The organism is Spirosoma panaciterrae DSM 21099 (assembly GCF_000374025.1).
Classification (GTDB): domain Bacteria; phylum Bacteroidota; class Bacteroidia; order Cytophagales; family Spirosomataceae; genus Spirosoma; species Spirosoma panaciterrae.
Genome location: NZ_KB893172.1, coordinates 583,763 through 596,263, shown reverse-complemented (window position 1 = coordinate 596,263; position 12,501 = coordinate 583,763). Strand labels below are relative to the sequence as shown.

Here is a 12,501-nt window from a genome sequence, read left to right as displayed (position 1 = left end):
ACGTAAAAGGCACTGCCAAACCTACCTAAAGTCATGAAGAACTCATCATTCTGGCGCATTGCTACGGCCGTTGTGGCTGTAGGCAGTATTCTCTACACAACCGTTCTGAGCAACCGTTCTGGCTCACAAGCCAACGCAAGCGACGAAGATGATGACGAGCCCAGTGGCTCCGAATATGAATACGATGTACCACCCGAGTACCAGCACGTTTTTGAGAAGAACAGTATCGTTCCGGCCGGGTGGGCTTTCGGGGTAGTCTGGTCAACCATATACACGGGCTTAACGGCGCTCTCCGTACACCAGGCCCTGCCAACCCAGGAACGAAACCCTCGGTATATACAGGCTTTACCCTGGTGGTGGGCGAGTTGGGCTCTTAATGCCCTGTTTGGCCGGTTTTTCTCCGAAAATGACCCGCAGAGCATTGTCATTTCTGACCTGACAACCAAATTCAACCTGCCTGCCGCTCTGGCCCTTCACCAGAGCCTGGAGATTGGCAAAACCGATGTCCCCTCGCCAGAGAAATACCTGCGAATTCCCGTCAGCCTGTATGCAGGCTGGCTTACGGCCGCTACGGTAGTGGGTACGCCCAATACCCTTTTGACGCTGGGTCTTTGGCATTCCGACAAAAAACGGGATGACGCTATCGCTTCTGGTATCTTAAGTGCTACTGCTGGGGCTGGGTATCTGATTGGTCGTCGGCTAAACGATCCGTGGTACATGCTCCCCTTTGTGGCTGGCTTTTCGGGCATTGCCAGTCGCCAGTGGAACAAACATCCCCTGGTTGGCTGGACAGCCGCCACGCTGGCGGCAGCCTATGTCGGCTTTCTGACCTACTGGCTTCCCAAAGGGAAATTTCACGACTACGAACGGATCGTGATTCAGGATGCAGAAGCCGAAGTGCTGGCAGGCCCTGTCGAAACAAGCGAGCCTGTTCAGGCAGCAATTGCCCGTGAGCGTACAAAACCGATTGAGATTGAGGAAATAAACTAAGCTTTATTCAACAGAGAGCCAAAAAGCCATTCCGATTGGGGTGGCTTTTTGGCTATTTCCTGTTTTAGGCCCAAAACCGTTTATTGTCATTTTGACCGAAAAACGATCAGAAAAAGCTAAAAACAAGCCAAAATGTCCGAAAAAACACCTCGGCCCGCGATTTGTTAGATAAGCATATAGCGTGAAGGTTGAAGAATAGAGACTGAGCGATCTGGCTTATTCTTCAGAATTTACTCTAAACTCTTCACTCCTTAACGGTCATGGATTTTAAGAATTACACCATCAAAGCACAGGAGGTCGTACAGAAGGCGTCGGAAATTGCCCTCGGAAACGGCCAGCAAGCCATTGAAACAGGTCACCTGCTCCAGGCGATCCTGTCGGAAGACGAAAATGTGATCGGGTTTATTACCAAGAAATTGGGAATCAATCTACCGAATACGACCAGCGCTTTACAGGCCATCCTGACTACCTATCCGAAGGTATCGGGCGGGAATGGAAGCGTATACCTCAGCAACGATACAGCCGCAGCCCTTGCCAAAGCCAGTACGATCACCAAAGAATTCGGCGACGAATTTGTTAGCGTCGAACTGATGCTGTTGGGACTTATGGCAGGGAAAGACCAAATTGCAACGTTATTGAAAGATGCCGGTTTCAACGAAAAACAAGTGAAATCGGCCATCAACGAACTTAGAAAAGGAAACTCAGTGAAAGATCAGAACGCTGAAGCAAAATATCAATCGTTAGAGCGGTACAGCATTAACCTGAATGAACGAGCGCGTACGGGCAAAATCGACCCCGTAATCGGTCGTGATGAAGAGATCCGTCGGGTGCTGCAAATTCTGAGCCGCCGTACCAAAAACAACCCGATTCTGCTTGGTGAACCCGGTGTTGGTAAAACCGCCATTGTGGAAGGGTTGGCCCAACGCATTGTGTCGGGCGATGTACCTGAAAACCTGAAATCGAAAACCATTGTCTCGCTCGACATGGGTCTGCTGATTGCAGGTGCCAAATACAAAGGGGAGTTTGAGGAACGCCTGAAAGCGGTTATTAAGGAAGTAACGGATTCCAATGGCGAGATCATCCTGTTTATCGACGAAATTCACACGCTGATTGGGGCGGGTGCAGGTGGTGAAGGCGCTATGGATGCTGCTAACCTGCTGAAACCAGCCCTGTCGCGCGGTGAATTGCACACCATTGGTGCTACCACGCTGAAAGAATATCAGAAATACATTGAAAAAGATAAAGCGCTTGAACGTCGATTCCAGGCCGTAATGGTCGATGAACCCGACATGGCCGATGCCATTTCGATCCTGCGCGGCATCAAAGAAAAGTACGAATTGCACCACGGGGTTCGGATCAAGGACGATGCCGTCATTGCCGCCGTTGAGCTTTCGACCCGCTACATCACCGACCGTTTCCTGCCCGATAAAGCCATTGACCTGATGGACGAAGCAGCAGCCAAACTGCGACTGGAGATGGACTCGGTACCCGAAGAGCTGGACGAGTTGAATCGCCGGATCATGCAGCTTGAAATTGAGCGTGAGGCCATCCGACGTGAGCACGATAAGGAAAAAGAAACCCTGCTCAATAAGCAGATCGAAGATCTGAGCGAACAACGAAATAGTCTGAAAGCCAAGTGGGAAACTGAAAAAGCATCCGTCAACGAAGGCCGAACCCTGAAAGAGGAGCTCGACAAATTACGACTGGAAGCCGAACAGGCCGAACGCTCGGGCGATTATGGCAAAGTGGCCGAGATTCGCTACGGCCGGATTCCTGAGATCGAAAACAAGCTGAACGCGTTGACCAAAGAAGGCGGAGATAAGGGTTCGTCGGACCGGATGATGCAGGAAGAGGTTACGGCCGAGGATATTGCTGAAGTCGTTGCCAAATGGACGGGCATCCCAGTATCGAAAATGCTGCAAAGCGACCGTGAAAAACTGCTGAATCTGGAGAAAGAACTCGGTAAACGGGTAGCGGGTCAGCAGGAAGCGATTGAAGCCGTTTCGGATGCGGTACGCCGGAGCCGGGCTGGTATGCAGGACCCCAAACGGCCTATCGGTTCGTTTATCTTCCTCGGCACTACGGGCGTTGGTAAAACCGAAGTGGCCCGGACCCTGGCCGAATACCTGTTCAACGACGAGAACGCGATGGTACGGATCGATATGTCGGAATACCAGGAACGCCATGCCGTAAGCCGACTGATCGGGGCTCCTCCAGGATACGTTGGCTACGACGAAGGGGGGCAGTTGACCGAAGCCGTTCGTCGGAAACCCTATTCGGTTGTACTGCTCGATGAGATCGAAAAAGCGCACCCCGATGTCTGGAATATTCTATTGCAGGTGCTTGATGAAGGCCGCCTGACCGACAATAAAGGCCGCACAGCGAACTTCAAGAACACCATCATTATCATGACATCGAACATCGGCAGTCACCTGATCCAGGAGAAATTTGCCGAAGACGAAGGCTGGAACCACTCGCTCGTGCTGGAAGAAGCCAAACGGGCGGTGCTGGAGTTGCTGAAACAAACCATCCGGCCGGAATTCCTGAACCGGATCGACGAAATTGTGATGTTTGAACCGCTCACGCAGGCCAACATTCGCAAGATTGTGGACATTCAGTTCGGTGAAATCAAAAAACGGCTGGCCGAAAATGGCATCCAGCTCGATGCAACCGACGAAGCGCTGACCAAACTAGGCGAAGAAGGGTTCGATCCGATCTTCGGTGCTCGTCCGCTGAAACGGGTTCTGCAACGCCGGGTACTGAACGAATTGTCGAAAAGTATCCTGTCAGGTGAAGTTAAGAAAGATTCTGTCGTATTAATGGAGTTAAACTCCGACGGTGAAATCGCCTTCACCAATCTGGATGCTGAAATTGAATTATAATTGATACCGGGCTAAAGCCCGTAGATACACGCCCGGCTGCTGAAAAGTGGTCGGGCTTTTTTTACATTTGCTTAACTATTACTCTATCGTAACTATGCCTGAGATCAGTCGCTTTTTCGGAATCATTATTTATATGTATGCTAAAGATCATTTACCCCCTCACTTTCATGCTGTTTATAATGATGATGAAGGAATGTTTTCAATTGAAACCGGCAATATTATTCAGGGAGACCTCCCCAGAAAACAGATACGATTAGTACAGGCATGGACTGAACTACATAGAGATGAACTGATGGAGAATTACAATTTGTTACAGCAGGAGACAGGGACTTTCAAGAAAATCAAGCCATTAATGTAATGTTGCCTCGTATAAAGCGTATCCTTGCTGTAGAGCCATATAAGATCACCTGTTTATGGAATACGGGGGAGGTACGTATAATTGATTTTCAACCCTACATAGTCGACTCGAAACCCAAAAGCCCGATTGCGCACCTAGCCGATAAACAACTCTTTAGAGAAGTTAAAACCGATGGGAGAACGCTCTATTGGGATAATCTGCTGACCATGATTGACTATGATGGAAGCCAACATCCTGCTCCATTAGACTTTGACCCCGATGTTATATATCAGCAGAGTCGGCTGATCGAATAAACGGATCTTTTGGTCGGATAACTTAATTAATCGTAAACGTTCAACATGTCAGCGAAACAGCTTCCGTTTCATCTTCTGCCAACCCGAAGGGGCACGCACAATGGCAAGCCCACCAGCCGTAAGGGATATATGCGCCAATCGACCCTGCGTCAGCACAATATCATTAACAACAACTGATGTAGCGGAAGGAGTAATCTCCAAAGTGATCACCTCTCGGCGTAGATTAGCGCCATTCACTACTATAGTTAGTTTCGTATTCTGAGTCTCCCCGGAAATTGTCGCTTTGTACCTACCGGCACTATCCGTCTGGGTACATATTCCTTTCGATGCCCCGCCAATACTGACATACGCTCCGATAGCCGGAACTACCTGCCCGGTCGAATCCATCTGCATAACCCGCCCCGAAACCGTCCACTCCGTCATGGCCCCAATACCGCGTATTGGAATTGGCGATACAGCAATCTCGGGCCGGGAAGAGACCGGCCGACCTAAAGAGTTGTATTGGGCGAGCGCGGTTTTCCAACTCAGCAAAGCCGTTGCCAGTACCCCTACCCACCGATGCCAGTTAAACATCGGGTTCGGACTCGTTACAGACAAAGCCCGATTTAATTGATCATCACGCAAACGGCCACAAATCGGTCCAGGAACTTTACTCAACAACATTACCAGCTCCTGATCAGACAAGGCAGAATAATCGACAACCGTTTTCTGGCAACTGGCGCAGAATCGCCCTTGCTCAGTTGGCTGCATATCCTCCCAACGCTCGTGGCAGGGTTGTGGAATCTGGATGGTAAGGCTACGCATGGCGTCTCTTTGTACTGAATACGAACAATGCGCCAATTTATTACCTAACTACTTTATAGACACAGGCTTTGTTGGGTCGATACGAAGCCAGAGCAGCGCACTAACCAGCAAACAGCCCGCAATCATAAACAGCGGATAGTTGAAATTGTGCGTCTGCTTAACGATGATGCCGAACAGAATGGTAATAAAAAAACCGCCCAACTGCCCGGCAAAATTCATTGAACCCGCTACTGTTCCTGAGTTTCGCTGACCCATATCAACACAAACAGCGAAGGCAACGGGCAAGGCTAAATCTTTCATCAATACACAGGTAGCTAACAAATAACCAGCCTGTTCATTATCCGTTGTCAATCCAGCCAGCAGGAAGAAAAGGCTGGATAAACCCAGCCCACCCAGGCCAACGGCCCGTCGACCAATCTTAAGACCATATCGTTTGGTGAGCGCATCGCTTAAGCCGCCACCCACCAGACAACCTATAGCGCCCAAAAAATACGAGAGCGAGATAAAATTCTTGGTCTGGTCTTCCGATAGGCCACGTCCTTCCTGAAAATACACCGACGACCAGTTGGTAAAAAAATACGAGCCGTAGAAGAACAGATGGCACATAAGCATCAATGCCCACAGATCCGGATTGCGGATGATGGTCGTCCAGGGAATGCGGTGATCCGTCTGTTTAATCCGCCGACCCGATTCTATTTCCTGCACTTCGGCTTCGGTGATGCCTTTCTGTTCGGCGGGGTCGTCCCGAAACCAGGCGTACCAGCCAATAGCCCACAATACCCCCACAATACCCAATATCCCAAACGCCCAGCGCCAGCCTGCGTAATGAACCAGCGGAATCACCAGCAACGGAGTCAACGCGCCACCCAATCGCCCGGCGGCCCAGATCACCGACTGCGCCCGCCCTACTTCAACAGCCGGAAACCAGCGGGCAATGACGATAGAGGCATTCGGATACGCTCCCGCTTCACCGGCCCCAAACAGAAACCGTACGATCAGCAGATACAGGAAATTAAACGCTGTTCCCGTAAGTGCCGTAAAGCCCGACCACCAAAATACCACGCGCGTCAATACCCGTCGGGGTCCGGTTTTATCGCCAAGTGTACCCGTCGGAATTTCAAACAGGGCATACGACAGCGAGAAAGCGCCCAGAATCCAGCCAAACTGTTCATTGTCGAGTCCCAGATCATCTTTGACATATTTACTCACCACGTTCATACAAACGCGATCGAGATAGGTGATGGTGGAGAGCAGAAATAAACCAGCCAGCACACGGTAGCGAACCTTCATAGGGCTTAGAGGAAAGGAGTAAGGAGAGAAAGCCAAAAATACTTATAGACTTGACTTTATCCCAATCAAAGACTGCCGTACTTTTACAGCATGTCAACCGTAGCCATTGCCCCAATCACCGAAAGCCTGCCTGCTTTCCTCGATGCGCACAATTTTTCGGCCATTGCCGTCATTGTCGATAACCATACGTTTCGTTTCTGCTACCCCGAACTGAAAGCGCTACTGCCCAAACACACGCTGGTTCGCATCAAAGCCGGAGAAGAGCAGAAACACATTGCCACCTGCGAACTGATCTGGGATGCACTTACACGCGCCAACTTCGACCGTCATGCACTGGTACTGAACCTCGGCGGGGGGGTAATTGGCGATATGGGTGGCTTTTGCGCAGCTACCTACAAGCGGGGTATTGCCTTTGCCCAGATCCCCACTACCCTACTGGCCCAGGTCGACGCCAGCGTAGGCGGCAAACTTGGTATTGATTTCAACGGTTACAAAAACCACATTGGTGTTTTTAAACTCCCCGATGCCGTCCTTATCGAGCCCCATTTCCTAACTACCCTGCCCGAACGGGAGCTTCGGTCGGGCTTTGCCGAGATTATCAAACACTGCCTGATTGCCGACGCTGAGATGTGGGAAGAAATCCGCCGACGCGACCTGGACGAGCAGGGCTGGCCCCGTCTGGTCGCTCACTCGGTAGCTGTCAAGCAACGTGTCGTTGAGCAGGACCCGACCGAAAAGGGTTTGCGTAAGATTCTGAACTTCGGGCATACCATCGGGCACGCTGTTGAAACGTACTTTCTGACACAGCCCCGCAAGCGATTATTACACGGCGAAGCCATCGCGGTGGGTATGATTACAGAGGCTTTTATCGCCTTTCAAAAAAAAATGATCGAACAATCGCTATTGACCGCAACCGAAGAGTACATTTTTTCCGTATATGGGAATGTTAAGCTGAACGACGAAGATATTGACCCAATTTTGGCGCTGACGTTGCAGGACAAGAAAAATCGGGGGCGCGATGTTCGGATGGCGTTGCTCGATGGGCCCGGAAGTTGCGCGTATGACGTGTCGGTTACGAGTGCTGAAATGCGCCGTGGACTGGATTTTTACCGGGGGATAAACAAGAATTAAAAATTGGCCCTATACTATTGTTTGCCAAACATTTACGGTTATATTTGAGTTCGGTCAGAATAATGACATTGAGTTAATCCAGTTCATAAAGCTTATTGATTGAAACTTTTACAAATGCCCGTATGAAAACGTACATCGGAATTCTGTTTGCAGTGGCCGCAATGGCTATGGCGGGATGCTCTTCGAGCAGACTGTTTGTAGAGCATGATTATAGCTACGAGGGTCATTTCAAAAATTACGAGTCATTCAATTTTCTGGAATGTGAATTTGTCGATTCAACCCTGCTCTGTTCCGATATTCAGGATGCGATCCGGCACCAGATGGAAGCCCGTGGCTACCGGGTCAGTAACCGTAGTCCAAACCTCCTGATTTCATACAATATCTTCCGTTCCGATCTGCGCTTCCGGGGCTATCAACAACCCGTTATCAAAGACTGGGTGGTTCGTGAAGATGACGATGCTACCTACAAGCGCATCGACTACAACCTGGACGAAGGTACACTGATGATTTCGCTGATCGACGCTGAGTCATATCAGGTCATCTGGAAAGGCTATGCCTCCAAGATGATGCGTAATCAGAACTTTAAAAACAACTACTTCAAAGGCATCGTCCGGTCCATTTTCGACCAATACCCCCTCATGGCAGCCGCCAAGTAACGCGGACAACCTGTCCGCAGGTTTAAGCACAACGATCGCTGCTGTTCTGCTTGCAGGGCTTGTTTAGAGCTTATCTGCAAACAGGACAGCAGCGTTACTTTGTCAATTCTTTAAATATACCCTCCAATGAATTTTCCTGCTGCCGCAAGCCAACGAGCGTTAGCTTTTGGTCGGCAGCGAGTCGGAAAATAGAAGCTCGCAAATCCGTCTTAGGCAGGGCCGAGATTCGGTATTGACCGGCTCCTAAAGGCTCTACCTGCTCTACGCCAGCGAGAGTAGTTAATAAAGCAGGCGCTTCCAGCTCGCTTTCAAACTCGGCCACGACCACTACACTATCGCTCCCAGAGGCACTGCGAAGTTGACTTAGTGGACTGTCGACTACGAGTTTTCCCCGATTGATGATAATGACCCGGTCGCAGATCGCTTCTACTTCCTGCATGATATGGGTCGAAAAAAGCACCGTTTTATCGCGACCGACATCGCGAATCACCTGCCGGATTTCGGCCAGCTGGTTCGGATCAAGCCCTGTAGTGGGTTCGTCCAGAATCAGAACGGGTGGATTATGCAATAGCGCCTGTGCCAGTCCAACCCGTTGGCGATAACCTTTTGACAGTTGACCGATGCGTTTGTGCTGTTCACGGCCAAGCCCGACCAGTTCGATCATACCGCCAATCCTTCGGCTTAATTCGCCCCCCCGCAGGCCGTGCAGTGCCCCCGCAAACCGCAGGTATTCCTTTACGTACAAGTCCAGATAGAGCGGGTTGTGCTCCGGCAGGTAGCCTACACTCCGGCGGACCTCCATGGGCTGTGTGCGAACATCAAAACCATTGACCTCTACCGTTCCCTCCGTTGGTGAAATGTACCCCGTAGCAATTTTCATAGTGGTCGATTTCCCGGCACCGTTTGGCCCCAGAAAACCGACGATTTCGCCCGGTTGTACGGTAAAGGAAATCTGATTGACAGCCCGTTGCTGATTATATTCTTTTGTAAGATTCTGAACCTGAATAGACATAGTTAACTGCGCGACTATCTCATCAACGAAAGCCGATAGCGAATTGGCATAAGACGAATGTACAGGTAACCGATTAAAAACCGGAAAGAATTTCTATTTTTAGCGGTTTAACGTCCATAGAACGCGTTTTCTTCCGTCTATACATGTCGATTTTCCGAAAAAAAACCGTCACACAAGCCATCGGCGATGCCGGTTCAGGCGACTCCTCGCACTTGATGAAAGTGCTTGGTGTTCGTGACCTAACCTCACTGGGTATTGCCGCCATTATTGGAGCCGGTATATTCAGCACCATTGGCCGGGCTAGTTTTAATGGTGGACCAGCCGTGTCGATGCTGTTCGTCTTTACTGCCATCGCCTGCGTATTTACGGCACTCAGTTACGCGCAATTCGCCAGCACTGTCCCCGTAAGTGGCAGTGCCTACACCTATGCCTATGTTTCGTTCGGAGAAATTTTTGCCTGGATCATCGGCTGGGCGCTTATTCTCGAATATGCTGTCTCGAACATGGTAGTGGCTATTTCCTGGTCCGAATATTTTACCTCCATGTTATCGGGATTTGGTATAAACTTCCCCGGTTGGCTGGCTACCGATTATGGGTCGGCTCATCGAGCCTATGAAGAAGTCCAGGCAGCCCGACCAGCCGCTACGGCCCTACCAGCCAATGTACTGGCTCTAGCAACTGCTTATGACCAGGCCCCTTCGCTGGGTAGTTTGAAACTCATCATGGACTTACCGGCCGGGCTGATCACTGTACTCATTACCGCTCTGGTCTACATTGGCATCAAAGAATCGCGCAATGCCAGTAACCTGCTTGTGCTGCTCAAACTCTGCGTGATCGGGCTGGTCATTGGCGTGGGCGTATTTTATGTAAAACCAGCCAACTGGTCGCCCTTTGCCCCAAATGGTGTGAAAGGGGTATTGAGTGGGGTAGCTTCGGTATTTTTTGCGTTTATTGGGTTCGACTCCATCTCCACTACGGCCGAAGAATGCCGCAACCCCCAGCGCGACCTGCCCCGCGCTATGATCTATTGCCTCGTGATCTGTACCATTCTGTATGTACTGATTACGCTGGTTTTGACAGGTATGGTCAATTTTAAAGAACTGGGCGTCGATGATCCACTGGCCTACGTGTTTCAGAAACTGAACCTCAACTTCATGGCGGGAATCATTTCGGTTAGTGCCGTGGTAGCCATTACAAGTGCATTGCTGGCTTATCAGTTAGGGCAGCCCCGTATCTGGATGACCATGAGTCGCGACGGTCTTTTGTGGCCGAAATTCTCTGAGATCCATCCGAAATTCCGAACCCCTTCGTTCGCCACCATTATCACGGGCGTTCTGGTAGCCGTACCATCCTTGTTTCTGGATATGCAGTTTTTTATCGATCTGACCAGCGTGGGAACGTTTTTCGCGTTTATTCTGGTGTGTGGTGGAATTTTGTATCTGGATGCCAAAGGGATTTCAGCACAGTCGAAATTTCGGGTGCCTTACGTAAACGGAAAATACCTTATCGGACTTGGTTTTCTGCTGCTGTTCGGGTATGTGCTCTACAGCGGAGGGTTGATGTCGAGCATTGCCGAAAAACCACTAATCGCCGTATTCTGGCTCACCTGGGCCGTACTATCGGTACTTGCCTTTCAGAAAAATTTCTCGCTGTTACCCGTACTGGGTATTCTGACAAACCTCTACTTAATGACCGAACTGGGGGTTACGAACTGGGCTATTTTTATAGTCTGGCTGGTGATCGGGCTTGTGATTTATTTCTCGTATGGCTTTCGAAAAAGCAAATTGGCCAAGAAGGAGTTAATGCCCTCGTAAGGCTTACCGACCGAAGAACATAATATGCTGCTGTGGCAGTCGATCATCGCTTTTCAGCAATCGCAATCCAGCTACTTTCATTTCCTTCGTAGCCTGAGCAATGCTGAGCTTATGCAGTTCTTTGATAGGCACGGCAGGATCTTCGGCCCGGTACTCAACCAGTACTAGGCGTCCGTTTGGCTTTAGAGCCGATACAATGTGGGCAATCATTTCGCGTGGGTACGAAAATTCGTGATAGGCGTCAATCAGAATAGCCAGATCAATGCTGTTCAGCTTCAGTTTCGGGTCCGACTCCGTACCCAATACAGGTTCCACATTCGCAACCCTGTATTTGGATTTGCCCTGGTTCAGGTAGGTAATCATCTCCGGCTGGATGTCTACCGCGATTACTCTACCCTGAGGAAGTTCAGGAGCCATCCGAAAGGTAAAAAAGCCCGTTCCAGCCCCAATATCGGCTACTACGTCGGTCGGTTTCAGACTGAGAGCTTTCAAAAGCAGGTCGGTTCGCTCTTCCTGTTCGCGCTCTGGACGCTCTAACCAAGCGGCCCCTAAATGGCCCATTACCTGTGCAATCTCGCGGCCCTGGTAGAGCTTTCCGATGCCATCGCGGCTGGGTGTGCGAAACTGATAAACCGAAGTAGTATCGACTGATGTGGCCGCAGCCGTTTGTTGCCGGGCAGCCTGTTGGCCACAGGCCATTACCGAAATAACGAATAAGAATCCTAGTTGCTTCATACGGTCTGAAGGCTATGCTGTATAAACTATCGGTGCATCGAAACGGTTGTGTCTCTGAACTAAATACACCTATTCATGAATCTCATTCTTCACTTACTACTCGATGCGGCAGTTATTTTTGGCTTAGCCTATCTAATGCCCCAGGTCGATGTTAAAAATTTCGGTACAGCCGTGCTGATCGCCCTGATTCTTGGCCTATTGAATTTCTTTGTTGGATGGATTATTCGGTTTCCGCTTAATCTGGTTACGTTTTTTCTGCTTACGGGTCTTGTTCGGGTTGTCGTTACGGCTCTCTTACTCAAACTGATCGACAACTTCATGGATAGTTTTACCATTGCCGGTTTCTGGCCGGCGCTGGTTATTGCATTGGCCGTTGCTGTTGCGGGTTCGCTCATTGACCGATCAGCACCAACGCCTGAAATGGTCAATTCGGGTTATGTCGTTTCACTATTGTCGACCCTTCGGCTCGGTTAGCCAGTTTATATAAGCATGCCGTTCGACATTACTGATGTCGAACGGTTTCTGCTCATACGTTC

Annotated in this window: 12 protein-coding genes; 8 read left to right on the top strand and 4 right to left on the bottom strand. The window is 50.0% G+C overall.

The genetic code is table 11. From position 1 onward, the window contains the following. Positions 1-33 precede the first annotated feature (33 nt). The 4 genes from B153_RS0102405 (at position 34) to B153_RS0102390 (ending at position 4,523) form a co-directional block, all read left to right on the top strand. A complete protein-coding gene (locus B153_RS0102405; RefSeq protein ID WP_020595066.1) occupies positions 34-990 on the top strand; it encodes a TspO/MBR family protein in 957 nt (318 codons plus the stop codon). A 260-nt stretch (positions 991-1,250) separates the two neighbouring features. After that, the gene (clpB, locus tag B153_RS0102400) at positions 1,251-3,872 is read left to right on the top strand and encodes an ATP-dependent chaperone ClpB (protein WP_020595065.1); all 2,622 of its coding nucleotides are present in this window, start codon (positions 1,251-1,253) and stop codon (positions 3,870-3,872) included. Between the two features lie 94 nt (positions 3,873-3,966). After that, on the top strand, positions 3,967-4,230 hold the full coding sequence (locus tag B153_RS0102395) for a DUF4160 domain-containing protein (protein WP_026261852.1): 264 nt from the start codon (positions 3,967-3,969) through the stop codon (positions 4,228-4,230). Continuing rightward, positions 4,230-4,523 (top strand): DUF2442 domain-containing protein, encoded by a 294-nt coding sequence (locus tag B153_RS0102390; RefSeq protein WP_020595063.1) that lies wholly within the window; start codon positions 4,230-4,232, stop codon positions 4,521-4,523. The genes B153_RS0102395 and B153_RS0102390 overlap by 1 nt, the downstream gene beginning before the upstream one ends. A gap of 48 nt (positions 4,524-4,571) precedes the next feature. On the opposite strand, the gene B153_RS34505 is transcribed toward B153_RS0102390, so the two are convergent. Together B153_RS34505 and B153_RS0102375 are read right to left on the bottom strand one after the other, a co-directional pair. Next, positions 4,572-5,327: a hypothetical protein gene (locus B153_RS34505; RefSeq protein ID WP_040760626.1), complete on the bottom strand. Its 756-nt coding sequence runs from the start codon at positions 5,325-5,327 to the stop codon at positions 4,572-4,574. 48 nt (positions 5,328-5,375) lie between these two features. Continuing rightward, positions 5,376-6,617, bottom strand: coding sequence for an MFS transporter (locus B153_RS0102375; RefSeq protein WP_020595060.1), 1,242 nt, complete (start codon positions 6,615-6,617; stop codon positions 5,376-5,378). A gap of 90 nt (positions 6,618-6,707) precedes the next feature. Between B153_RS0102375 and aroB the strand changes: the two genes are divergently transcribed. Together aroB and B153_RS0102365 are read left to right on the top strand one after the other, a co-directional pair. Then, positions 6,708-7,748, top strand: coding sequence for a 3-dehydroquinate synthase (gene aroB / locus B153_RS0102370; RefSeq protein WP_020595059.1), 1,041 nt, complete (start codon positions 6,708-6,710; stop codon positions 7,746-7,748). Positions 7,749-7,870: 122 nt separating this feature from the next. Continuing rightward, entirely contained in the window at positions 7,871-8,404 is a 534-nt protein-coding gene (locus B153_RS0102365; protein ID WP_026261851.1) for a DUF4136 domain-containing protein, read from the top strand. A gap of 94 nt (positions 8,405-8,498) precedes the next feature. On the opposite strand, the gene gldA is transcribed toward B153_RS0102365, so the two are convergent. After that, the gene (gene gldA / locus B153_RS0102360) at positions 8,499-9,416 is read right to left on the bottom strand and encodes a gliding motility-associated ABC transporter ATP-binding subunit GldA (RefSeq protein WP_020595057.1); all 918 of its coding nucleotides are present in this window, start codon (positions 9,414-9,416) and stop codon (positions 8,499-8,501) included. A 143-nt stretch (positions 9,417-9,559) separates the two neighbouring features. Here gldA and B153_RS0102355 point away from each other — a divergent pair, with 143 nt between their 5' ends. Further along, positions 9,560-11,230: an amino acid permease gene (locus tag B153_RS0102355; RefSeq protein ID WP_020595056.1), complete on the top strand. Its 1,671-nt coding sequence runs from the start codon at positions 9,560-9,562 to the stop codon at positions 11,228-11,230. Positions 11,231-11,233: 3 nt separating this feature from the next. Here B153_RS0102355 and B153_RS0102350 read toward each other — a convergent pair whose 3' ends face one another. Then, positions 11,234-11,965: a class I SAM-dependent methyltransferase gene (locus tag B153_RS0102350; protein ID WP_020595055.1), complete on the bottom strand. Its 732-nt coding sequence runs from the start codon at positions 11,963-11,965 to the stop codon at positions 11,234-11,236. A 75-nt stretch (positions 11,966-12,040) separates the two neighbouring features. Here B153_RS0102350 and B153_RS0102345 point away from each other — a divergent pair, with 75 nt between their 5' ends. Continuing rightward, positions 12,041-12,439, top strand: a complete 399-nt coding sequence (locus B153_RS0102345; RefSeq protein ID WP_020595054.1) for a phage holin family protein — start codon at positions 12,041-12,043, stop codon at positions 12,437-12,439. Positions 12,440-12,501 lie beyond the last annotated feature (62 nt).

What these genes read in the sequence shown, in the direction of transcription:
- B153_RS0102375 (WP_020595060.1), bottom strand. Translation starts at nt 6,617, where the DNA reads ATGAAGGTTCGCTACCGTGTGCTGGCTGGTTTATTTCTGCTCTCCACC.
- clpB (WP_020595065.1), top strand. Translation starts at nt 1,251, where the DNA reads ATGGATTTTAAGAATTACACCATCAAAGCACAGGAGGTCGTACAGAAG.
- B153_RS0102355 (WP_020595056.1), top strand. Translation starts at nt 9,560, where the DNA reads ATGTCGATTTTCCGAAAAAAAACCGTCACACAAGCCATCGGCGATGCC.
- B153_RS34505 (WP_040760626.1), bottom strand. Translation starts at nt 5,327, where the DNA reads ATGCGTAGCCTTACCATCCAGATTCCACAACCCTGCCACGAGCGTTGG.
- B153_RS0102395 (WP_026261852.1), top strand. Translation starts at nt 3,967, where the DNA reads ATGCCTGAGATCAGTCGCTTTTTCGGAATCATTATTTATATGTATGCT.
- B153_RS0102345 (WP_020595054.1), top strand. Translation starts at nt 12,041, where the DNA reads ATGAATCTCATTCTTCACTTACTACTCGATGCGGCAGTTATTTTTGGC.
- B153_RS0102350 (WP_020595055.1), bottom strand. Translation starts at nt 11,965, where the DNA reads ATGAAGCAACTAGGATTCTTATTCGTTATTTCGGTAATGGCCTGTGGC.
- B153_RS0102365 (WP_026261851.1), top strand. Translation starts at nt 7,871, where the DNA reads ATGAAAACGTACATCGGAATTCTGTTTGCAGTGGCCGCAATGGCTATG.
- B153_RS0102390 (WP_020595063.1), top strand. Translation starts at nt 4,230, where the DNA reads ATGTTGCCTCGTATAAAGCGTATCCTTGCTGTAGAGCCATATAAGATC.
- aroB (WP_020595059.1), top strand. Translation starts at nt 6,708, where the DNA reads ATGTCAACCGTAGCCATTGCCCCAATCACCGAAAGCCTGCCTGCTTTC.
- B153_RS0102405 (WP_020595066.1), top strand. Translation starts at nt 34, where the DNA reads ATGAAGAACTCATCATTCTGGCGCATTGCTACGGCCGTTGTGGCTGTA.
- gldA (WP_020595057.1), bottom strand. Translation starts at nt 9,416, where the DNA reads ATGTCTATTCAGGTTCAGAATCTTACAAAAGAATATAATCAGCAACGG.